Genomic DNA, 21,935 nt, shown 5'->3' with positions numbered 1-21,935 from the left:
GGGAGCGCATGCCACAGCACACCGAGCTCGTCGTCCTCTTGGATGACGACGGCGAGACCATCGGGACGGCGCCCAAGGCGACGGTCCACACCCGCGACACCGCGCTGCACCTCGCGTTCTCGTGCCACGTGTTCGACGCGGAGGGCCGGATCCTCGTCACCCGCCGCGCCATCGGCAAGCTCACCTGGCCCGGCGTCTGGACCAACTCGTTCTGCGGCCACCCCGCGCCCGACGAGGACATGGTCGAGGCCGTGCACCGCCGCGCCGAGCAGGAGCTGGGGCTGACGCTCGCGTCCGTCGAGCTCGTGCTGCCGGACTTCCGCTACCGCGCGACGGATGCCGCGGGCGTCGTCGAGAACGAGATCTGCCCGGTGTTCCGCGCGGTCGCGGCCACGCCGGTGGATCCGCGGCCCGAGGAGGTCGGCGAGTTCCAGTGGGTGGATCCCGAGCATCTCATCCCCGCGGTCGCCCACACGCCGTGGGCGTTCAGCCCGTGGCTCACGCTGCAGCTGCCGCTGCTCTACCCGGAGCACGCGGCGCACGCGGGTCTCGCGAAGGCGGACGCCGACCCGTGCCCGCCGCCTGAGGTCTGCTGCATGCTGTGCATCCCGTCGAAGCGAGCGGACAGCGATGACTAGGTTGCGCGTATGACAGAGATGTTCATCAAGCCGCAGCTGCTCCCCTTCCGCGTCTCCTCGTACTCCGCAGCAGCCCCCATCCCCGATCGTCGAGTCGGCCACCTGAACGAGTGGTCCGCGTTGGATGCCTTCGCGCGAGAGGAGAGCATTGATCTGGACATGGGCGATGAGAGCGTCGAGTCCCTCGACGTGCGACTCGCCTCGCTGCCGCCGGCCCGCGCGCCCGAACTGCTCAAGGACATAGCTGTCTACCTGGGCGAGACAGTCATATCGCGAGCACCGCAATGCAGCTGGCTGCTTGACGGCAACGGATATCCCACGCTGGACATACCGAATGGTGATCGATGGGACGTCATCAAGTTCTGCCACTGGCGAGAGGAGGGAGCTCCATCACGCCTTCTCGACGGCGTCCTGGAGATCGCGAAGAGAGGCGGGGGCGGAGCGTGAACCCGCTGCGGTGCTCGCCCGCCCCCGCCTGAAGAAGAACAGCTATCCGCAGTTGTACCGGTAGAAGCCGCCGCCCTCGGTGCCGTCGTATGCACTCGCCTTGTACTCCTGACCACCTATGGTGATCTCCGAGTAAGTGCGACCCTGAAATCCGCTGATGTTGCCTGTGGGACAGAAGTACGGAACCTCCGCGCTGAAATCGCCGCCTCCCAGGAAGGACTTGTCCGCGACGGTCCTCGTCGTGCCGAAGATGGTGTCCTCCTTCACTATGGTCAGCTCCATGTAGGTCTTCGCCCCTGGACAGTATGTCGTCGACTCGTTGTACACGCTGCTTCGGGATTTCGTGCGATAGGTGATGTAGACCGTGACCGTCAAGCTGCATCCAGACGGCGCCCCCGAACCCGTCGCGTCAGCACTCGGTCCAGGCGTCCCGACCTCTGCGGAGTAGGGCACCGTCGTGGAGCCCAGTACCGCACCTCCACCCTGCTCGGCTATGTCTTTCTGCACCGCCGCGATATTCGGGTCGTAGCTCAGCCGGCTGACGCTCGAGGGCAGACTGGTCACGTCATCGGGAACCGGCGCTGCATTCTGTTGGGATGCCGACGCCGGATCAGCGCTGATCACCATCACCAGGCTGAGAACGATCGCAGTCGCTGCCGTTGCGCGACGGAGCATGCGTCCGCGCGCAGAGTTCGTCTTCATGTCCTTCTCCTTGATTCGATGGGGCTTTCTGCCCCGTCGAGACGCACGGTCCGCTTCCGCAGCAGCACGACGTGGGCCGATCCGCTGGTGCGCGTGAGCGAGCTGCACGAGGTCCTCACCCCCGGAGCGCCGACCGTGGTCGAGCCCTTCGACTTCGCGATGCGGCCGTGGACGCGGCGGGAGCTCACGGACGCGCTCGGCGCAGCGGGTCTGGTCGACGTGACGATCGCCGCGGCGGCGCATCGCCCCTCCGGCGACCGGCTGGTCGCCGTGGGACACCGCCCGCTCGCTCCGGAAAGCTGACGGGCCCGGCCGCGATGCGCGGCCGGGCCCCTCGACGTGGTGCGGGCGGGATCAGCCCCAGAAGGCGCGGATCTCCTCGGCGAGCCGCTCGGCCTGGCGGCGACCCGCCTCGGCGGAGGCCTTCCGGGTCGAGAGCAGGAGCGAGTTCTCGCCGAAGGCGGCCGTGCTCTCGGCGTCGGCCTGGATCACGAGCACGTCGGCCCGGCCGCGCAGCTGCTGCACGACGGTGGAGAGCGTCGGGCCCATGCCGCTCTGCGGGGCCTCGGGGCCGCACGCGATGACGAGGATCCGCTCGTGGTCGGCGACGACGTCGGCGTTCGTGCCGGAGCGCATGCCGCCGTCCATGTAGGGGCGGCCGTCGATCGTGACGGGCGGGAAGACGCCGGGGACGGCGCAGCTCGCGGCGGACGCGCGCACGAGGTCGGCGCCGGAGGCCGTGTCGAAGACGGTGAAGCGGCCGGTGCCGGCGTCGACCGCGGTGATGCGGAGATCCTGCTCGGGCCAGTCGCGGATCGGGAGCAGCTGGCCGATGCGCTCGACGCTCGCGGCGTCGTCCACCTCGGGGTCGTACTCCTCGAGCGCGAACTCGCCGATCCTCTGCCGGGTCGGGATCTCGCCCTCGGTGCTCGCGACGCCCTCGCCGATGACCTCGACGGTGCGCGCGAGGTCGCGGCTGCCCATCGGCTCGGCCATGCCCGCCACGTCGACGAAGTGCTCGTCGTAGGCGGCGTCGATGGCCCCCGCGCGCAGGTTGATCGCGACGACGGATCCGGCCGAGGTGCCGACGACCGTGTCGGCCGCGCCGAGGTCGACGCCCGCCGCGATGAGGCCCGAGAGGAGTCCCGTCTCCCATGCGATCCCGGCGACGCCGCCGCCGCCGAGGACCAGTCCCCGCTTCCCGCCCTGCTCGTCCGATCGATCCGCTGCGCTCACGGCTGCTCCTCTCCCGGCCCGCCCGGTGCGGGACCATCGACCATCATCCATGAGCGCGGTGACCGCGAGGCGGACGGGAGCTGGACGCGGGCTCCACCCGGGGATCGGAGCCGTGAGACGGTGGATGCATGAGACTCGCCGAGGCGCTGATGGAACGGTCCGACCTGCAGAGGGGCATCGAGTCGCTGCGGAGCAGGATCCAGGCGACGGCCCGGTACCAGGAGGGCGAGGATCCCGCGGAGGACGCCGCCGCGCTCCTCGCGGAGGCGGGCGAGACGGTGGACCGGCTCGCGGTGCTCGTCACGCGGATCAACCTCACGAACACGGCCGCCCGCCTCGACGACGGCACGCCCCTCACGTCCGCGCTCGCCCGGCGGGACGCGCGGCGGACGCGGCATGGGATCCTCACGGCCGCGGCCGACGCCGCATCCGGCCGGGCCGGCGCGGGCAGCGCCGGCTACGCGCCGCGGCAGATGCGGAGCGAGCTGCGGCAGATCTCGGCGCTGCCGATCGGCGAGGTGCGCGACCGGGCCGACGACACGGCCCGGGAGCTGCGGGAGCTCGACGCCAGGATCCAGCGCGCGAACTGGGGGGTGGAGCTGGTCGAGGAGGCGTAGGGGCGAGTCGGTAGTCGTCCGGAGCGGGCACACCCCGGCGGATCAGCGGGCAACCTGATCCCCTGTGGCGCGGAGGGCAGCGCACCCGGCGAGAGCCGAGCACACGTCAGCCCCGCACCTCGCACCGGGAACGGTGCACGGGTACAGCTCACCACCACGTGCCGGTCGGACGACGAGGGAGGGTTCGGGGACCTCGCCCCCACGGGAGGGCCCGGTGCGATGCGCGCCGGGCCCGCCTCTAGCCCGCGGCCGCGCGGACCTCGGCGGCCGTCACGACGCAGGCCGCGCGCGCGTGCGCGCCGCTCGCGGTCTGCTCGGTGACGACGGTGCCGTCCACGAGGATCCGGCAGGTCACGTCGCCCGCCTCGGCGCCTCCCGTGCCGACGAGGATCAGGCGCTCGTCGCCGAAGGCGCTGCCGCCCGTGAGCACGACCTCGCGCGTGAACGGCAGCGGCTGGTCCGCGGCCTCGTCGGCGCCGAACACCTCGCCGAGGCGGCCGGACCAAGCGGCGCTCACGGTCGGGACGGTGCCGGTCAGCTCGTAGGAGACGGTCACGTCGTCGGCGGTCACGTCGTCGGCGGTGACCCCGTCGTCCGGCGACCCGGTGCCCTGCGGCTCGGGCAGGGGCACCGGGCTCGCCGACGAGCGCGACTCCTCCACGGCGTCGCCGATGATCGTGACGATGCCCACCGTGTAGGCGATCGCGAGCACGATCGAGAGGATCAGCGCCGCGACGCTGACGATGAGGCCGGCGAGCGCCCTGCCCTTGGGCCGGTCGCGGAGGAGCAGGCCGATGATCCCGAGCACGATGCCGACGACCGCGAGGAACCCCGACGCGTAGTTGACGAGCGGGATGAGCGAGCCGATGAGCGCCGCGACGCCCACGATGAGCGCCGCGAGACCGATGCCGTTCGACGTCTTCCGCTCACGGGGCGGGGCCGGTTCGGGCTCGGGCGCGTAGCGGAAGGTCATGCATCGACCCTGCCAGGGCTGCGGGCGGATCCCTGCCAGGGATGCGGGCGGATCCGGCCGCGCGGGGTCACGATGCCGCGACGGCCGGGCTCGGTGGCGTCAGACCAGGACGTCCGCGACGGGCGTCAGCGGCATGTCGAGCGCCGCCGCCACGTGCGAGTTCGTCACGTGCCCGTCGTGCACGTTCAGCCCGAGGGCGAGCGCCGGATCCTCCGCGAGGGCCCGCTTCCACCCCTTCTCGGCCAGGGCGATCACGTACGGCAGCGTCGCGTTCGTGAGCGCCCGCGTGGAGGTCTCGGGCACCGCGCCGGGCATGTTGGCGACGCAGTAGTAGACGCTGTCGTGCACGTCGAAGGTGGGGTCGTCGTGCGTGGTGGGGCGGGATCCCTCGAAGCAGCCGCCCTGGTCGATGGCGATGTCGACGAGCACGGATCCCTTCTTCATGGTCGCGACCATCGCGTCGGTCACGAGCTTCGGCGCCTGCGCGCCGGGGATCAGGACCGAGCCGATCACCAGATCCGCGTCGCGAAGCTGCGCCGCGATCTCGTACGCCGAGGAGACGCGCGTCTGCACCTGCCCGCCGAAGCGGATCTCGAGCTCGCGGAGGCGCGGGATGGAGAGGTCGATGATCGTCACGTCGGCGCCCATGCCGAGCGCGTTCGCCGCCGCGTGCTCGCCCGCGACGCCGCCGCCGATCGCGACGACGCGCGCCTTCGGGGTGCCGGGCACGCCGCCGAGGAGGATCCCGCGCCCGCCGGCCGCGCGCATGAGGTGGTAGGCGCCGACCTGGGTGGAGAGCCGGCCGGCGACCTCGCTCATCGGCTGCAGGAGCGGCAGCTGGCGGTTCGGGAGCTGCACCGTCTCGTAGGCGATGGCTGTGGTGCCGGAGGCGACGAGCGCGTCCGTGCAGGGCCGCGACGCCGCGAGGTGCAGGTAGGTGAAGAGGGTCTGGCCGGGGCGCATGCGGGGGTACTCCTCCGCAATGGGCTCCTTGACCTTGAGCAGCAGATCCGCGGCGCCCCACACCTCGTCGGCCGTGGCGACGATGGTCGCGCCGGCCTCGACGTAGTCGGCGTCGGTGATGCTGGATCCGAGACCCGCGCCCTCCTGCACGAGCACCTCGTGGCCGCGGCGCACGAGCTCGTGCACGCCCGCGGGCGTGGCGGCGACCCGGTTCTCGTTGTTCTTGATCTCGGTGGGGATCCCGACCTTCATGCGCGCTCCATCTCGTCTCCCCGCGAGGTGCGGCCGGCGGCGGCGATGCGGGAGGGCGAGACTCATGGTGGCCATCCTGCGTTTCGAGCGCGTGAGATCCGTAGGATCGTCGGCGAGGCCGCCTCATCCGGTGCGATCCTGCGACATGAAGGGATGGTCGAGCGATGCCGACGAAGGAACTGCGGGCGCCCGAGCCGCTCGACCAGGTGGATCGCACGCTCGTCGCCCTCCTCCGGGCCGACGCACGCACCCCGAACAGCCGCCTCGCCGAGCAGGCGGGCATCGCGCCGTCGACGTGCGTCACCCGGGTGCGCGGCCTCGTGGAGCGCGGCGTGATCACGGGCTTCACCGCCACGATCGACGCGGACGCGGTGGGCGTGGGCCTGCAGGCGCTCATCAGCATCGCGATCCGCGCGGGCGCCCGCCACGAGATGGCCGCGTTCGCGTCCGAGATGCGCGAGCTCGCCGACGTGGTGCAGCTCTTCTTCCTGGGCGGATCCGAGGACTTCATCGTCCACATCGCCGTCCGCGACAGCGACCACCTCCGCGACTTCGTCCTGAAGCACCTCTCGGCGCACCCGGCGGTCGCCTCGACCCGCACGAGCGTGGTGTTCGACCACCACTACTCGGGGCCGGCTGTCGCGGATCCGACGACCTAGCTGTCTAGCACGCTAGACGGCCGGGCTACTCCCCCGACTGCCCCGCGTCGGTCACCGTCACGTCGGTGTGCACGAAGTTGAGGTGCGAGCGGGAGGCCGTGGGGCCGCGCTGGCCCTGGTAGCGGGAGGCGTACACGCCGGATCCGTAGGGCTTCTCGGCGGGCGAGGAGAGGCGGAAGAAGCAGAGCTGGCCGATCTTCATCCCGGGCCAGAGCTTGATGGGCAGCGTCGCGACGTTCGACAGCTCCAGCGTGACGTGGCCGGAGAACCCGGGGTCGATGAAGCCGGCGGTGGAGTGCGTGAGGAGGCCGAGGCGTCCGAGCGAGCTCTTGCCCTCGAGGCGCGCGGCGACGTCGTCGGGCAGCGTGACCAGCTCGAACGTGGATCCGAGGACGAACTCGCCCGGGTGAAGAATGAACGGCTCCCCCGGCTTCGACTCGATGAGGCGCGTGAGCTCGGGCTGATCCTCGGCGGGGTCGATGTAGGGGTACTTGTGGTTGTCGAACAGCCGGAAGAAGCGGTCGATGCGCACGTCGATGCTCGCGGGCTGCAGCATCCCGGGGTCGTACGGATCGAGGGCCACTCGTCCGGCGTCGAGCTCGGCGGTGATGTCACGGTCGGAGAGGAGCACGGCAGGAGCCTACCGGGGGCTGGGTGGCGCCCGGCCGGACTGTTGCTAGGCTGTGGTCTCGACCCGGCTGATGGCCGGTCGCGCGAGTGTAGTTCAATGGTAGAACTTCAGCTTCCCAAGCTGATAGCGCGGGTTCGATTCCCGTCACTCGCTCCATCCCTGCCCCAGCTCCGCGCCCCTACAACTGGGGCAAGCGACGCCCTCGTGAACGTGATTTGCTATACGGAGTCCAAAGGCGATCGTGCCTCTGTAGCTCAAAGGATAGAGCAGCCCTTTTGCGAAGGGAAGGTAGCGGGTTCGAATCCCGTCAGGGATTGGAGCGCCCCGAGTAACCCTCGGGGCGCTTTCCCATTTCCGGCATAGGGTGGCCGCCATGCCGTTACGCCTGTCACTTACCCTGAACCCGCTAGGCGCATGGAGTCCGAATGAAACTTTCAAAAGTTCTAGTCCGCTTTTACAAGTCGTTCAACTATGACTACGAGGCGAAAGCTAGCGGCCGAAAGGCCCGCCCGTGGGAACTTATTGATGCTCAGTTCTATCCCTTCGTAGAAGTTGCACTTGATGAAGACGTCACGGCCGTGGTCGGAGCAAACGAATCAGGTAAATCCCAACTGCTTTCTGCGATACATCTTCTGCTTACTGGCGATGGTCACCTCATACGAGACTTCTGTCGCTATTCTAAACTCTTTTCCGTAGAAGAAGACCAGCTTCGCTTTCCGGAAGTTGGCGGCATCTTTGACGTGTCAACAGAGGAATCCACCACGCTTTCAAGTGCCGGAATTCCGCTATCTAGCAAGACGACTCTTCAATACCTTCGCCGCAAGCCCGACAAGATTGATGCCGTCGACAGCGCCGGGGAAGTACACCGCCTAGACGAGGGACAACTGGCAACACTACAAGCACTGCTCCCTCACCCCTGGATTCCGCGCGTCCGAGTAGCGCTGGCCGACTCTGTTCCCATTGCCGGGCTTGTCCCAACTCCGGAGGTGAAGCTGACGCGCACGGAACGAACCAAAGTAATTAAGGAGTTGAGTAAAGCCGTCGATGCGCAGAGCCTTGCGACCCAGGCCGCCGCGCTCTTTTCGCTTTCCCGTCCAGCAAGCCGCACTACGAGCGCAGATGAGCAGCTGGCCCGTACGTTACTGCTGGACGTAGCCCGCGTTTCGCCTTCTATATTTGCTGAACTTCAACTGGCCATCACAGAAGAGCGAGAAGGTCTCGTGAATGGCCTCATTCAACAAATCAACTCTTCTCTAGCGAAACATTTGAATCTTGCCCGGTGGTGGACGCAGGATCCGGACTTCATACTGCAGGTTTCACCCCGAGAACACGAACTTGTATTCACCGTCCGTGATAAGACAGGAACGGACTACTCCACGGGCGAAAGGAGTAACGGTCTCGTTCATTTTCTTGGCTACTTAATTCAATTCCAGGCGCATCAGCGCACGGCGGGCCGTGACGAGATCCTGCTCATGGACGAGCCGGATGCTTATCTATCAGCAAGCGGCCAGCAAGATCTCCTCAGACTAATTGATCACTACTCGCGACCGAATGACTCCATTCGAAGAAGTCAAGCAGTGTACGTCACGCACTCGCCCTTTCTCGTTAATCGTAACGCTGGACACCGCCTGAGAGTTCTTGAGAAGGGAATAGGGGACGAGGGAACTCGTGTAGTAAAAGACGTGACCAGAAATCGCTATGAGCCCCTTAGGTCATCGATTGGGGTGTACGTCGCGGAGACCGCCTTCATTGGCGGCGCCAATCTGTTTGTAGAAGGCATATCGGATCAAGTTCTTCTCGCAGGTACGGCCGCTTACCTTCAGAGATCAAACGCAGGCACTTCACAAAGGCTCGACTTAAATAATGTAACTCTAGTGAACTGTGGATCAGCGGGATCCGTCCCTTACATGTTGTATATCGCTCGCGGACAAGACGAGATTAAGCCTCCATGCGTTGTCCTCTTAGACAGCGACGACGCAGGAGAGAAGGCGCGAGCCGCAATCAAACGCGGTGGCATATACAAGACGCCGCTCGTAGACAGAAATAATGTTATTATGCTGGGCGAGTGGGCTGCGGGTGTAGAGCTGCGCACAGCCGAGTACGTAACAGTGCGCGAAATTGAAGACCTGATACCCGAGGCGGTTGTCATAAGAGCCGCCCGTAGTTACGCGCGCAATTTCCTGGGTAAATCTGATCGAGATATCGGGGTATTAAAACCGGCGACTCTCAAGACTGCCGTACGAGATCACGATGGATCAATGATGGACGGGGCTAAAGCAATGTTTGCTGGTGCTTTTAGTACATCCTTGGACAAGCTTGGTTTCGCTAAGGAAATTATCCGCCACATTGACACCCAAACCACCGGAAGACGCGACACGGGCGTTGCGGATCTGATTCACAATTTTACGGAGCTACAAACTGCTCTCGTAGAACGCCTGAGGCAGACGACTGACGAAGAGCTCCGAAGTAGGCGGAATCGCGGGCTACGCCATATCATCAAGGACTTTGTCCGCGACTACGAGTCGGCCGCGACCCGCGATGCCGGAGCTTTGGTTCTGCACGCCATTGAGTCGCTGAGCGATGAGTCCGAGGCCGGCGATGCGCTCCGCGTCGCCGTGGGGACCATGCGCCGCGACTTCGAGTTGAACCGCAACCCAAGTGAATACATCAGTGGTTTTGATGGCTTCCTGATCCGACTTGAAGCCCTACAATACGCCGATCGATTGGCAACTCAGGCGAAGGCGGGTGCTGCACCTGAGGTCACAATGCAGTAGGAAATTTCCACACTGGGCAAAGTCATCGATCTTCCACCCAAGCGTGACGCTGTATTTGCAAAACGTACGATTTATGCGGCCGCGTTCGGCTAGATCATGGCGGCTTAAGGACATGCGGAGCTCGTATTGGGTCCCTCTCCTCGCCTCACTGTGCCGTAGGCCTAGCGCCGACTTGCATGCTTATTAGTCGAATTGCGCCAGCGCATGGGCGGGTTAGTAAGACCGGTCGTGTCGCATGAGACAAAGTCACAAAGTGCGGGTGCGAGTGACTGCTTCTGGTCTCAAGTATCAAATGGTGAGGTTTGACACAAGACGCGAAGAAATATACGAGCTTGCTGGCTAGCTGAAAAGCTCAGATTTACATGAGTCATAAGGATTGCAGTTAGTACCTCACTGACTCCCGCTCGGGTGTTGTGTAGAAGCACCGCGAGCGCCCCCACCGCCGCCCGCCCCACGCAGGCATCGACGCCCACCTCCCCGGCCGGGCGCCGCCGCACGCGACGCGATCCACGGATCCGCCCCAGCCGAACGGAGCCCCCCATGACCATCGAAGACTGGACGCAGACCCTCACCGCGGGGCCGCTCCTCCTGATCGCCGCCGGCGCCATCGCCGTCCTGCTGGTGCTCATCGTCACGCTGCGCATCCACGCGTTCGTCGCACTGATCCTCGTGAGCCTCGTCACCGCGTTCGCCACCGGGATCCCGACCTCGCAGATCGTGACCGTGCTCGTCGGCAGCTTCGGCTCCACGCTCGGCACGGTCGCATTGCTCGTGGGCCTCGGCGCGATGCTCGGCCGCCTGGTCGAGACCAGCGGCGGCGCCAAGACGCTGGCCGACACCCTGATCCGCGTCTTCGGCGAGAAGCGCGCGCCGTTCGCGCTCGGGGTCGCGTCGCTGATCTTCGGCTTCCCGATCTTCTTCGACGCCGGCCTCGTCGTGATGCTGCCCATCGTCTTCTCCGTGGCCCGTCGCCTCGGCGGCGGCGTGCTCCGCTACGGCCTCCCCGCGGCCGGCGCCTTCTCGGTCATGCACATTTTCGTGCCGCCGCACCCCGGGCCCGTCGCGGCGTCCGAGTTCTTCGGGGCGAACGTCGGCATCGTGATCATCGTCGGCCTCGTCGCGGCGATCCCCACCTGGTACGTCACCGCGTACCTCTACGGGCTGTGGGCGGGCAAGAGGTTCGTGCTGCCGATCCCGTCGCTGATGGGCGAGGCCGACGCGCACGCCGAGTCGAACCCGCCGAGGTTCGGCACCGTCCTCGCCGTGCTGCTGCTGCCGCTGCTGCTCATCTTCCTGAACACGGGCCTCAACGCGGCCTCGACCGGCGGGATCCTGCCCGAGGGCACGAGCGACCAGGCCTGGTACCAGGTGCTCCGCACCATCGGCGAGACGCCCGTCGCGCTCCTCATCGCGCTGCTGTTCGCGGCGTTCCTGCTCGGGCGGCGCCGCGGGATCGACAAGACCGCTCTCGAGAAGACGCTCGAGTCGGCGCTCGGCCCGGTCTGCTCCGTGATCCTCATCACCGGCGCCGGCGGCATGTTCGGCGGCGTCCTCCGCACCAGCGGCATCGGCGACGCCCTCGCCGACGTGCTCGGCGACCTCGGCATCCCGATCATCCTGGCCGGGTTCCTCATCGCGGCGATCCTCCGCATCGCGCAGGGATCGGCGACCGTCGCGCTGACGACCGCCGCGGGCCTCGTCTCCCCGGCGATCCTCGCGGGCGACTACAACGCGTTCCAGGTCGCGGCGCTCGTCGTGGCGGTGGCCGGTGGATCCGTGGTCGCGAGCCACGTGAACGACTCCGGCTTCTGGCTGGTGGGCCGCTTCTTCGAGATGGACGTGAAGACGACCCTCAAGACGTGGACCGTGATGGAGACCACCATCGGCGTCATGGGCTTCGCGATCGCGACGGCGGTGTTCGGAGTGGCGTCGCTGGCGTGATGCGGCGGGGCGGGCGGGGGTCGGAGTGCGGCCTGACCAGCGGCGTCTGAAATTTCCTTGCGTTAGGAATAAAGCGACTGCCAGGATCTGCCCAGGTTGCGTACCCGGCGCATCCGGAAGCAGGAGCTCGCATGCGCACGCACAACCGCCCCTTCCGAACAGGAGGTGCGCTGCTCACCGCGGCGCTCCTCGCCCTCGGCTCGCTCACCGCAACCGCTCCCGCTCTCGCCGCCCCCAGCCAGACGGCAGCGGCTCCATTCACCACGGCGACCTCCCCGGTGATCACCGGCACGGCGGTGGTCGGGGCGTCCCTCGCCGTGGACATCGGCGACTGGACTCCGTCGCCCGACGCCATCGCGTACCGGTGGTGGGCCGACGGCGTGACGGTGACCGGCGAGACAGGCCCTCGGTACGTCGTCAGGTCGGCCGACCTGGGGAAGAAGATCACTGTCACGATCACCGCCTCGAGGTCCGGCTACGCGACGCTCTCGAAGTCCAGTGCCGCGACCGCACGCGTGACGGCGACGGCGACCGTGACCATGCGACCGCCGACCGTCACCATCCCCTGGACCAACGTCCTCGATCAGACGAATCCGCCATCGCAGCTCCTCACGATCACCGCTGGCGCTCATCCTGGGGTGCCCACCGAAGATCTCACCGCGCTCTACGAGCTGAACGGCGACGGGGTCTGGCACGCATTCGGCGGCTACGACTTGACCAATGACTGCTCGTTCATCAGCTCGGCTGAGGAATGCTGGGCGCACGTCGTCGATGGCGTCGAGAACGGACGCTCCTACTCGGTGAGGGTGAAGCAGCGGGCATTCGTCGCGGGCGCCCTGGTCGAGAGCACGCCCTCGGCACCGGTGTCGTTCGGTCCCGTGAAGACGTATCCGAACGGCTTCGCGGCCGCAGCCGTCGTGACCGGGGAAACGGTCACCTTCACCTATGACATCCGTCCCTTCATGGGCGGAAACGATCCGGACGCGCCGTACATCTTCGTGTCGCTCACCGACGAGACCACGGGTGAAGACCTGTACAGCAATACGACCGCCGGCGTCACGGGAGAGACGACGAGCAAGGTCGGGTACGGGCGCACCGTCACGTACGCGATCACGCTCTTCTACGGCGACTACGGTCCGCAGGACACGACCACGGTGACGACGCCCTCCGCTCCGTCGTCGAAGCCGCTGGCATCCACGCCACTCCCTGCCGTCGTCGGCACCGCCAAGGTCGGCACGACGCTCAGCACGAGGACCAGCACCTGGCAGCCGGCGCCCGTGACGCTCGCCTACCAGTGGAACCGCAACGGATCGCCGATCGCCGGAGCGACCGCACCTACCTATGCGGTCACCGTCGCGGACGTCGGGACGCAGCTCAGCGTCTCCGTGACCGGGAGCAAGACCGGATACGCACCGACGACGAAGACCTCGGCGTCGACGATCCGCGTCGCCGTTCCGACCCTGACGGGCGCGGTGCCCGTCCTCAGCGGAACGGCGTCCGTCGGCAAGGTGCTCACCGCGAGTCCGGGATCCTGGAGCCCCGCTCCGGTGGCCTTGGCGTACCAGTGGACGCGCAACGGCATCGCGGTCGCCGGCGCGACTGCGGCGACCTTCGCACTGACCGCAGCGGACAAGGGCAAGACCATCGCGGTGAAGGTCACCGGGACGAAGACGGGCTACACGATCCTGACGAAGACGAGCACGGGCAAGCGCATCAGCTGACCCCGTACCGCCACCCGACAGCCGGCCCCCGACCTCGAGGGCCGGCTGTCACGTCGAGGAGATCCTGTGCGGCGGGGGGGGTCGGAGGCGGCGGAGGCACGGATCCCGCCCCCGCACCAGGGCCATTCGGCCCTGTTCGACCGGAATGCGGCGGCCTAGCCTCCGAGCAGACGACACCGGGCCCGCGCGCCCGCACGGCCAGGACGTCCAACCCGGAGGCCCGCCATGATCCCCGACTCCCTCACCCAGGGTCAGTTCGACACCGTCTACAACTTCCTCTCGCTCGTGATCGCCTCGCAGCTGTTCACGGCGGTGTTCCTGCTCATCGCGCTGCCGCGGATCCTGCCCCGATATCGGCAGGCGATCACCGTCGCGATCGTCGTGTGCGGCATCGCCGCGTACCACTACTTCCGGATATTCGACTCGTTCAAGGGCGCCTTCGTCACCGAATCGATCGGAGGCACCGGCACCTACTCGCAGGCCGCGGGCGAGGGATTCAACGAGGGATATCGCTACGTCGACTGGCTGCTGACGGTGCCGCTGCTGCTCGTCGAGCTGATCGCCGTGCTGGCCCTCGCGCGCAAGGTGCAGTCGCGGCTGCTCATGCAGCTCGTGCCCGCCGCGGCGCTCATGATCGCCCTCGGATATCCGGGCGAGATCAGCGGCGACAACGGCGTGCGCGGCCTCTTCGGGATCCTGTCGTCGATCCCGTTCCTCTTCATCCTCTACGTGCTGTTCGTGCAGCTCAGCAAGTCGCTGAAGAACCAGCCGCCGAAGGTCCGCACGACGCTCGGCAACCTCCGCTACCTCCTGCTGCTCAGCTGGGGCGTGTACCCGATCGCCTATCTCCTGCCGCTCCTGAACATCTCCGGCGCGGACGCCTGGGTGGCCAAGCAGGTGGGCTATTCCCTCGCCGACATCGTCGCGAAGGCCGTCTACGCGCTCATCATCTTCCAGGTCGCGAAGATGAAGTCGTACGACGACGATCCGGCGTTCGCGGAGATCGAGACGTCACGCGACCACGACTCGAAGGACACGAGCGCGGCCGTCTGATCCCGGGCGCCTCGCCGGTCATGCCGGCGGGGCGGCCCCTTCGCCGGCGGCAGCGCGCCGCGTCCAGGTCTCCCCAGCGCGGTCGAATAGGATCCGCGCGTGCCGCCGGTGGGGCGAGCCCTGCCAGAACTCGACGTGCACGGGTCGGATGCGCCACAGCACCCAGTCGCCGGCATCCACGTCGGCGCGTGCCGCGGCGGAGCGCGCGGCGAGATCGGCCGCGCTCTCCTCCGCGGTGGCCTCCTCGACGATCCCGCGCACCCGCACCGCGCGCACGATCGGCTGCCACCAGAACGCGAGCGCCGCCGACGGGGCCGCCGCGAGCTGCGCGCCCTTGGCCGAGGAGCGCGTGCTGGCGAACGCCCAGCCGCGCGGGGAGACGTCCTTGAGGATCAGCGTGCGCGCGTCGGGCAGGCCGTCGGCGTCGACGGTCGCGAGCGTCGCGGCGTGCGGCTCGGGCACGCCCGCGTCGGCGGCCGCGGTGATCCACGCGCGGAAGAGGTCGGCGGGGTCGTCGGGCAGGTCGTCGAGGTCGAGCGTCGGGGCGGATCCGGTCAGCGAGGGCTGGGCGCGGAGCCAGCGGGCGAAGTCGTCGGAGGTCATGGGTCCAGTCTCGCGGGCGGTCATCCATGGCGGGACGGGTCGCGCAGAGCGGGTGCCGTCAGGCCGGATCCGGCGCCGGCTGGCACCGCGGGCACCACCACGCCCGCCGCCCGCGCTCGCTCGTGCTCCCGGGATCGTCGACGCCGATCACCGTCGTGCCGCAGCGCAGGCACGGCCGGCCCGCGCGGCCGACGACCCAGTGGGTGCGGCCTCGACGGGGATCGCCCGTCGTGATCTGGTACGCCGCCGGCACCGTCGCCGAGTGCCGCAGCGCGCGGGCGGCGAGGTCGACGAGGGGCGGGAGATCCACGTCGCGGACCCGCGTCGCCGGGTGCACGCCGCGCAGGAAGCCGACCTCGTTGACCCAGAGGTTGCCGAGGCCCGCCATCGGGCGCTGGTCGAGGAGGGCGGCGCGGATCGTGTCGTCGTGGCGGGCCGCGAGGCGGGACACGGCGAGCGCCGGATCCCAGTCGTCGCGCGCGGGTCCGGCCCGAGGTGGCCGACGGCGGCGCGCTCGTCGCGGGTGGGGATCAGCTCGACCACCGGCAGGTCGATGCCCCAGAGCGTGCGCCCGTCGTCGAGGCGGAGGCGCACGCGCACCTGGTGCTGGATCCGCTCGGGCACGCGCTTGCCGAGACCGGTGACCGTCCACGAGCCCTGCATGCGCAGGTGCGTGTGGAGGGTGGTGGCGTCGTCGAGCCGCATGAGCAGGTGCTTGCCGTGCGTGTCGAACCCGGTGATCCGCCTGCCGCCGAGCCGCGCGCCCGCCCGCGCGCCGGACCGGAGCTCCCCGTCGGCGATGAGCGCCCCGCCGACCTGGCCGCGGAGGCGTGCCGCGAGGACGAAGACGGAGTCACCCTCGGGCATGGGTCGACGGTAGCGGGGGCCGCCGACAGGGGGTCAGGGGTGTCGGGTCAGGCGGGCGCGGGCGCGGGCGCGTGCGAGCGCGGGAGGTCGCCGACGGTCGCCGCGTACCGCGACATGCGGCGGTGCTGCACGAACGCGAACGGCACAGTGACGGCCAACGCGACGAGCGCAGCGAGGAAGAGGACAAGGAGCCACCCGTCGATGTCGCCGCGGAGGAGGGTGGGGACGAAGATCCCGACCAGCAGCATCGCCGACTGCCCCAGCTGGAACGGCTGCAGCGTGCGGCTGTAGACGGCGAGCCGGGCAGCGCGCCACTCGAGCTCCGGCTCCAGCTCCCGGCTCTTGCCCGCGGCGCGCTGCGCGACCGCCTTCCGGTCCTCCTTCGACAGGCCCGTCGTGATGGAGGATCCCGACAGCTGCGCGCCGATCGAGACGAACAGGCACGTGAGCGCCGGCGCGACCAGCGAGAACTGCAGCACGAGGGCGACCGCCTGGGCGGTGTCCTGCGGCTCGAACCGGTCGAGCAGGAGGGTGCCGCCGACCGTGACGACGAGCGCGAGTACGAACACCAGGCCGATGAGACGCCACTTGCGTCGGGCGGTGCCCTCGGTCCAGTCGAGGTCGATCGAGACGGTCGGGGCGTCGTCGGCGAGTCGCGCGCCCATCCGCCGGACCGCGGCGGCCTGCGCGCGGATCACGAGGACCCAGCTCGCGGCGGCCGTGGCGACGGCGGCCACCGCGAAGCCGAGCACGACGAGCGGGGAGACGCCGCCGACCCGCGACGCGACCGCGTGCACGACGACGGCGAGGGCGGTGATCCCCAGCCACACGAGCACCCGCACCGGGCGCCGGCGCCCGCCGTCGGGGTCCGCGCCATCTCGCGACCACTCCAGCTCCAGGAGGCCGAGCGACGGCGCGAACGCGAGCGCCAGGAGGCCGGCGATGAGCTGCGGGAGGATCGCGACGGCATCCGCGTCGGACGCCACCGCCGCCTCGTACAGGCCGTAGCCGTAGAGCGTGTTGAGCCCGAGGAGCAGCACGACCAGCAGGAGGAGCAGGGCGATCCGCCCGCCCCTGCCGACCGCGGCTCCGGGATCGACCGTTCGACGTGCCTGGTCCGTACCGCGTCCGCTCATCCCTCGAACGTATCGGCCCGGCGTCACCCGACCGGCCGGCGGATGGCCCCCGTTCGAGCAGCAGACCCCTCCCCACGTGAACTCCCGCTGGATCCTCCGCGCTCCCCCGCGCGCCCGCCTCCGTCGCCCGCCCGACGGGCCACACTCGATCCACGCACCCGATCGCGAACCCGCACACCCGACAGCCGCGCGCCACCGCGGCGAAGGAGCACCATGAAGATCACCGGCCGCACCGTCCTCATCACCGGCAGCACGTCCGGCATCGGCCGCGGGCTCGCCGAGCGGTTCCACGCCGCGGGCAACCGCGTCGTCATCGCGGGCCGACGCCGCGAGCTGCTCGACGAGATCACCGCGCAGCACGACGGCATGTCCTCGGTCGTGCTCGACGTCGCCGACCCCGCCTCCATCACGGCCGCGCGCGACGAGCTCGCCGCCAGCCACCCCGACCTCGACGTCGTGATCACGATGGCCGGCATCATGCAGGCGGAGGACCTCCGCGATCCCGCGCACCAGGCCACCGCCGAGGCCATCGTCACGACGAACCTGCTCGGCACGATCCGCACGGTGGACGCGTTCCTGCCCGGCCTCCTCGCGAGCGACGAGGCGACCCTCATGACCGTCTCGTCCGGCCTCGCGTTCGTGCCGCTGCCGGCCACGCCCACCTACTCCGCCACCAAGGCGGCCGTGCACTCGTACACGCAGAGCCTCCGCGCGCAGCTCGCCGACACGTCCGTCGAGGTGGTCGAGCTGGTGCCGCCCAAGGTCCAGACCGCGCTCATGCCCGGCCAGCAGGACGCGGGCGACGCGATGCCGCTCGAGGACTTCCTCGACGAGGTGATGGGCATCCTGCAGGCGCGCCCGGAGGACGACGAGCTCCTCGTGCAGGACGTCCACGGCCTCCGCTTCGCCGAGCGCGACAGCCGCCACGACGAGATGCTCGCCCTGCTCAGCGGCCACTGACCCGCCAGGCAGCTGACCCGCCGGGCCGCCCGCTGATCCGCCGGGTCGCCGCCCACCCGCCCGCCTAGGCTCGATCCATGTCGATGACGATGCCGCCCGCCCCCGCCCGCACGCCCGACGGGGACGACGCCCGACCCCTCCGCTTCGGCGTGATCGGCGCCGCCGGCATCGCGACCTCGGTCGTCCCCGACATGCTGCTCGTCCCCGGCGTCGAGGTCGTCGCCGTGCACTCCCGATCGCGCGCCAGCTCCGCGGCGCTGGCCCAGGGGCACGGCATCGCCCGGATCCACGACACCGTCGACGCGCTCCTCGCGGACCCCGAGGTGGACGCCGTCTACGTCGCCACCCCGCACACGCTCCACCGCTCGCAGGCCGAGGCCGCCCTCCGCGCCGGCAAGCACGTCGTCTGCGAGAAGCCCGCCACCACCACGGCCGCCGACACCCGCGCCCTCGTCGACCTCGCCCGCGCCGAGGGGCTGCTCTTCCTCGAGGCGCTCTGGATGGCGTTCTCCCCCGGCTACCTCGCCGTCCGCCAGGCCATCGCGGACGGCCGCATCGGGGATCCGCGCGCCATCTCCGTCGCCTTCGGCTTCGTCACCGACGGGACGGGCCGCCTCTGGGACCCGGAGGTCGGCGGCGGCACGCTCCTCGACATGGGCGTGTACCCGCTCGCCTTCGCGCACGGCCTGTTCGGCACGCCGTCGTCCGTCTCCGCGGTCGGCACCGTGACCGACGGCGGCGTCGACACCGAGGTCGCGATCCTGCTCGGCTGGCCCGACGGCCGCCACGCCACCCTCGCCTGCTCGCTCGTCGCCGCCCTCCCCACCGGCGCGACCGTCAGCGGCACGGCCGGCCGCATCGAGGTGGATCCGCTCTTCCTCGCCTCCCGCGCGCTCACGATCGTGCCCGCCGACGGGGATCCCGAGCGTCAGGAGCACGCGATCGAGGGCCGCGGCTACGTGCCCATGTTCCGGGCGGCCCGGGACGCGATCCGTGCGGGCGCCGTCGAGTGCGCCGAGATGCCGCACGCGGAGACCGTCGCCCTCGCCGAGCTGATGGACGGGATCCTCACGGACATCGGCGCGCGCTGACCGGCGCCCGGAGGCGTCCGTCCGGGGAGCCGTCAGATGACGGTCGTTAGGGTCGATGAGGAGGCACGCGCCTCCCCCTGCGGCACGTCGACGGAGACGATCCGACCGGAACGACCCCGAAGGAGAACACCATGACGCACGTCCTCGTGCTCGTCGGCAGCCTGCGCACCGGCTCCACCAACCAGCAGATCGCCGAGGCGGCGGTGCGCCACGCCCCCGACGGCGTGACCCTCGACATCCACGCCGGCCTCGACCGGCTCCCCTTCTACAACGAGGACATCGACGTCGAGGGATCCGTGCCCGCCGAGGCCGTGGCCTTCCGCGACGCGATCGCCGGCGCCGACGCGCTCCTCGTCGTCACGCCCGAGTACAACGGCACGATGCCCGCGGTGCTGAAGAACGCCATCGATTGGGCCTCCCGCCCCTTCGGCGCCTCCGCGCTCGCGGGGAAGCCGACCGCCGTGATCGGCAGCGCCTTCGGCCAGTACGGCGGCGTGTGGGCGCAGGACGAGGCCCGCAAGGCGCTCGGCATCGCCGGCGCGCACGTGCTCGAGGACGTGAGGATGGCCGTCCCCGAGTCGGTCATCCGGTTCGCCGAGCGCCACCCGGCGGACGACGCCGAGGTCGTGGAGCAGCTCCGCGCGGTGCTCGACGCCGTGCGCACCTCCGCCACCGCCGCCTGACACCACCTCCTGACCGGGGCGCCGCACGCTTCGCGCACGACGACGGCCGCGCCCCCCTCGGGGGACGCGGCCGTCGTCGTCAGAGCCCGGGAGGCTACGGCTTCAGCACCACCTTGATGCAGCCGTCCTCCTTCTTCTGGAATATCTCGTACATGTGCGCGGCCTCGCTGAGCGGCACGGAGTGCGTGACGAGGTCGAGGACGCCGAGCGGGTCGGACGGGTCCTCGACGAGCGGCAGCAGGTCCTCGATCCAGTACTGCACGTTGCACTGGCCCATGCGGATCGCGATCTGCTTGTCGAAGAGCGACTTCATGGGCAGCGGGTCGGCCTCGCCGCCGTAGACGCCGGAGATGGAGACGGTGCCGCCGCGGCGGACCGCGTCGAACGCCGTGTGCAGGGCCGCGAGGCGGTCGACGCTCGCGACGTCCATGACCTTCTTCGCGATGCCGTCGGGCAGCAGGCCCGCGGCCTTCTGCGCGAACGAGGCGGCCGGGCTGCCGTGCGCCTCCATGCCGACGGCCTCGACCATGGCGTCCGGCCCGCGGCCGTCGACCATCTCGCGCAGCTTGTCGGCGACGTCGTCGGTGAGGTCGAGGGTCTCGATGCCGTGGCGCTCGGCCATGGCGCGGCGCTCGGGGACGGGATCCACCGCGATCACGCGGTAGCCGAGGTGCTTGCCGATGCGCGAGGCGAACTGGCCGACCGGGCCGAGGCCCATGACGCCGAGCGTGCCGCCCTGGGGCACGTTCGCGTACTGCACGCCCTGCCAGGCGGTGGGGAGGATGTCGCTGAGGAAGAGGTAGCGCTCGTCGGGGAGCTCGCTGTTCACGACGATCGCGTTGACGTCGGCGAGCGGCATGCGGAGGCGCTCGGCCTGGCCGCCGGGGATGGATCCGTACATCTCGCTGAAGCCGTAGAGCGCGGCGCCGCTGCCCTGCGCCTTGACCTGCGTGGTCTCGCACTGCGTGAAGAGGCCCTTGTCGCACATGAAGCAGTCGTGGCAGGCGATGACGAACGGGACGACGACGCGGTCGCCGACCTTGAGCTTCGTGACGGCGCTGCCGACCTGCTCGACGACGCCCATGTTCTCGTGCCCGAGCACGTCGTCCTTCTCGAGGAACGGTCCGAAGACCTCGTAGAGGTGGAGGTCGGATCCGCAGATGGCGGTCGAGGTGATGCGGATCACCGCGTCGGTGTCCTGCTCGATCACGGGGTCGGCGACCTCCTTGACCTCGACGTCGTGGATGCCCTGCCAGGTGAGTGCCTTCATGGTGCTCCTTCGTTCTCGGGCGCGGATCCTCGTGGGACGCGCGCTCATCCAGACAACGCCCTCCGGCGGTGTCCGCCAAGCGAAGGCCAGAAGTCGCCCAGGGAGCACGCACGCCCGGGCGCGGCGGATCGGCGGCGGCGGCGCGGGCCGCTCAGACGATCCGCCCCGGGGAGTCGGTCGTCCACGACACGACCGGACCGGGGCGGATCTGGAGGGCCGGTGATGACGGTCCGGACTGCATAGGAGGACTCTCGACAACCCTCAAGCGCCCGAGCCCGTGTCGGCCTCGTGCGCACAGTGTGCTCCCCATGTGGGGAAATGCGCCAGCCCCCCGTCGCGACTCCCGGCGGACGTGCGGGGACGACGTGCCTCAGACCTCCCAGCCGTGGGCGCGCTGCACCTCGCGGAGCGCGTCGGCGGCCTCGTGCTCGCCGTAGGGGAGGCGGTCCCAGTGGATGCCGCTGGCGGAGATCCAACCGAGCTCGGTGAGCGCGACCGCGAGGTCCTCGATGTAGAGGGCGACAGCCTCGTCGGCGCCGCGGATCGCGTCGCCCGTGATGGACCAGCCGAAGTAGCCGGCCACGAAGCGCGCCTGCTCGGTCGGGCTGCGACCGGGACCCGAGCGGCGCACGGGCAGGGACTCGCTCGCGGAGGACTGGACCAGGTCACCCATGTCGTCGGTGCCGGTGTCCTGCATCGCGTCCCTCTCCCGGATCAC

22 protein-coding genes, 2 tRNA genes and 1 pseudogene are annotated in these 21,935 nt (G+C 69.3%); 14 read left to right on the top strand and 11 right to left on the bottom strand.

What is annotated here, in order from left to right; genetic code table 11:
- Positions 1–8: 8 nt before the first annotated feature.
- Positions 9–638, top strand: coding sequence for an isopentenyl-diphosphate Delta-isomerase (idi, locus tag B5P21_RS01760; RefSeq protein WP_236688730.1), 630 nt, complete (start codon positions 9–11; stop codon positions 636–638).
- Between the two features lie 9 nt (positions 639–647).
- Positions 648–1,085 carry a DUF6278 family protein gene (locus B5P21_RS01755; protein ID WP_045529958.1) on the top strand — a complete coding sequence of 146 codons (438 nt, stop codon included), beginning with the start codon at positions 648–650 and terminating at the stop codon, positions 1,083–1,085.
- A 42-nt stretch (positions 1,086–1,127) separates the two neighbouring features.
- On the opposite strand, the gene B5P21_RS01750 is transcribed toward B5P21_RS01755, so the two are convergent.
- Positions 1,128–1,787 (bottom strand): hypothetical protein, encoded by a 660-nt coding sequence (locus tag B5P21_RS01750; protein WP_133064153.1) that lies wholly within the window; start codon positions 1,785–1,787, stop codon positions 1,128–1,130.
- A gap of 93 nt (positions 1,788–1,880) precedes the next feature.
- On the opposite strand from B5P21_RS01750, the gene B5P21_RS01745 reads away from it, so the two are divergent.
- Positions 1,881–2,090 (top strand): hypothetical protein, encoded by a 210-nt coding sequence (locus tag B5P21_RS01745; RefSeq protein WP_133064152.1) that lies wholly within the window; start codon positions 1,881–1,883, stop codon positions 2,088–2,090.
- Between the two features lie 51 nt (positions 2,091–2,141).
- Here the strand turns inward: B5P21_RS01745 and B5P21_RS01740 are convergent, their stop codons facing one another.
- A complete protein-coding gene (locus tag B5P21_RS01740) occupies positions 2,142–3,023 on the bottom strand; it encodes a patatin-like phospholipase family protein (RefSeq protein ID WP_045529961.1) in 882 nt (293 codons plus the stop codon).
- 128 nt (positions 3,024–3,151) lie between these two features.
- Between B5P21_RS01740 and B5P21_RS01735 the strand changes: the two genes are divergently transcribed.
- Positions 3,152–3,640, top strand: a complete 489-nt coding sequence (locus tag B5P21_RS01735; protein ID WP_045529962.1) for a DIP1984 family protein — start codon at positions 3,152–3,154, stop codon at positions 3,638–3,640.
- A 238-nt stretch (positions 3,641–3,878) separates the two neighbouring features.
- On the opposite strand, the gene B5P21_RS01730 is transcribed toward B5P21_RS01735, so the two are convergent.
- On the bottom strand, positions 3,879–4,613 hold the full coding sequence (locus B5P21_RS01730; RefSeq protein WP_045529963.1) for an MmpS family transport accessory protein: 735 nt from the start codon (positions 4,611–4,613) through the stop codon (positions 3,879–3,881).
- Between the two features lie 99 nt (positions 4,614–4,712).
- Positions 4,713–5,828, bottom strand: coding sequence for an alanine dehydrogenase (gene ald, locus B5P21_RS01725; RefSeq protein ID WP_094170689.1), 1,116 nt, complete (start codon positions 5,826–5,828; stop codon positions 4,713–4,715).
- A 164-nt stretch (positions 5,829–5,992) separates the two neighbouring features.
- On the opposite strand from ald, the gene B5P21_RS01720 reads away from it, so the two are divergent.
- A complete protein-coding gene (locus tag B5P21_RS01720) occupies positions 5,993–6,487 on the top strand; it encodes an Lrp/AsnC family transcriptional regulator (protein ID WP_045529964.1) in 495 nt (164 codons plus the stop codon).
- Between the two features lie 25 nt (positions 6,488–6,512).
- On the opposite strand, the gene dcd is transcribed toward B5P21_RS01720, so the two are convergent.
- Entirely contained in the window at positions 6,513–7,118 is a 606-nt protein-coding gene (gene dcd / locus B5P21_RS01715; RefSeq protein ID WP_094170688.1) for a dCTP deaminase, read from the bottom strand.
- A gap of 82 nt (positions 7,119–7,200) precedes the next feature.
- Between dcd and B5P21_RS01710 the strand changes: the two genes are divergently transcribed.
- The 6 genes from B5P21_RS01710 (at position 7,201) to B5P21_RS01685 (ending at position 14,607) form a co-directional block, all read left to right on the top strand.
- Positions 7,201–7,274 (top strand) — tRNA-Gly (locus B5P21_RS01710).
- A gap of 87 nt (positions 7,275–7,361) precedes the next feature.
- Positions 7,362–7,434, top strand: a tRNA-Ala gene (locus tag B5P21_RS01705).
- A 109-nt stretch (positions 7,435–7,543) separates the two neighbouring features.
- The gene (locus B5P21_RS16485) at positions 7,544–9,892 is read left to right on the top strand and encodes an AAA family ATPase (RefSeq protein ID WP_133064151.1); all 2,349 of its coding nucleotides are present in this window, start codon (positions 7,544–7,546) and stop codon (positions 9,890–9,892) included.
- A 540-nt stretch (positions 9,893–10,432) separates the two neighbouring features.
- A complete protein-coding gene (locus B5P21_RS01695; RefSeq protein ID WP_045529966.1) occupies positions 10,433–11,833 on the top strand; it encodes a GntP family permease in 1,401 nt (466 codons plus the stop codon).
- Between the two features lie 317 nt (positions 11,834–12,150).
- On the top strand, positions 12,151–13,554 hold the full coding sequence (locus B5P21_RS01690; RefSeq protein ID WP_133064150.1) for a hypothetical protein: 1,404 nt from the start codon (positions 12,151–12,153) through the stop codon (positions 13,552–13,554).
- A 225-nt stretch (positions 13,555–13,779) separates the two neighbouring features.
- Positions 13,780–14,607, top strand: a complete 828-nt coding sequence (locus tag B5P21_RS01685; protein WP_045529967.1) for a bacteriorhodopsin-like — start codon at positions 13,780–13,782, stop codon at positions 14,605–14,607.
- Between the two features lie 18 nt (positions 14,608–14,625).
- On the opposite strand, the gene B5P21_RS01680 is transcribed toward B5P21_RS01685, so the two are convergent.
- From B5P21_RS01680 to B5P21_RS01670, 4 genes and pseudogenes are all read right to left on the bottom strand, one after another.
- Positions 14,626–15,210, bottom strand: a complete 585-nt coding sequence (locus B5P21_RS01680; protein ID WP_045529968.1) for a pyridoxamine 5'-phosphate oxidase family protein — start codon at positions 15,208–15,210, stop codon at positions 14,626–14,628.
- Positions 15,211–15,268: 58 nt separating this feature from the next.
- Positions 15,269–15,661 (bottom strand): Fpg/Nei family DNA glycosylase, encoded by a 393-nt coding sequence (locus B5P21_RS17130; protein ID WP_236688731.1) that lies wholly within the window; start codon positions 15,659–15,661, stop codon positions 15,269–15,271.
- A 158-nt stretch (positions 15,662–15,819) separates the two neighbouring features.
- Positions 15,820–16,077: pseudogene (locus tag B5P21_RS17125) on the bottom strand (DNA-formamidopyrimidine glycosylase family protein); the annotation flags it as partial.
- A 47-nt stretch (positions 16,078–16,124) separates the two neighbouring features.
- Positions 16,125–17,213, bottom strand: coding sequence for a hypothetical protein (locus B5P21_RS01670; protein WP_094170686.1), 1,089 nt, complete (start codon positions 17,211–17,213; stop codon positions 16,125–16,127).
- A gap of 213 nt (positions 17,214–17,426) precedes the next feature.
- On the opposite strand from B5P21_RS01670, the gene B5P21_RS01665 reads away from it, so the two are divergent.
- From B5P21_RS01665 to B5P21_RS01655, 3 genes are all read left to right on the top strand, one after another.
- Positions 17,427–18,173: an SDR family oxidoreductase gene (locus B5P21_RS01665; RefSeq protein ID WP_094170685.1), complete on the top strand. Its 747-nt coding sequence runs from the start codon at positions 17,427–17,429 to the stop codon at positions 18,171–18,173.
- A gap of 77 nt (positions 18,174–18,250) precedes the next feature.
- The gene (locus tag B5P21_RS01660) at positions 18,251–19,264 is read left to right on the top strand and encodes a Gfo/Idh/MocA family protein (protein WP_045529971.1); all 1,014 of its coding nucleotides are present in this window, start codon (positions 18,251–18,253) and stop codon (positions 19,262–19,264) included.
- 131 nt (positions 19,265–19,395) lie between these two features.
- The gene (locus B5P21_RS01655) at positions 19,396–19,947 is read left to right on the top strand and encodes an NAD(P)H-dependent oxidoreductase (RefSeq protein WP_045529972.1); all 552 of its coding nucleotides are present in this window, start codon (positions 19,396–19,398) and stop codon (positions 19,945–19,947) included.
- 94 nt (positions 19,948–20,041) lie between these two features.
- On the opposite strand, the gene B5P21_RS01650 is transcribed toward B5P21_RS01655, so the two are convergent.
- Both B5P21_RS01650 and B5P21_RS01645 read right to left on the bottom strand, forming a co-directional pair.
- The gene (locus tag B5P21_RS01650) at positions 20,042–21,217 is read right to left on the bottom strand and encodes a zinc-dependent alcohol dehydrogenase (RefSeq protein WP_045529973.1); all 1,176 of its coding nucleotides are present in this window, start codon (positions 21,215–21,217) and stop codon (positions 20,042–20,044) included.
- Positions 21,218–21,587: 370 nt separating this feature from the next.
- Positions 21,588–21,935 carry a hypothetical protein gene (locus B5P21_RS01645; RefSeq protein ID WP_236688732.1) on the bottom strand — a complete coding sequence of 116 codons (348 nt, stop codon included), beginning with the start codon at positions 21,933–21,935 and terminating at the stop codon, positions 21,588–21,590.

Source organism: Clavibacter michiganensis subsp. insidiosus, from assembly GCF_002240565.1.
Lineage (GTDB): Bacteria > Actinomycetota > Actinomycetes > Actinomycetales > Microbacteriaceae > Clavibacter > Clavibacter insidiosus.
This window is presented reverse-complemented; position numbering and strand designations above follow the sequence as displayed.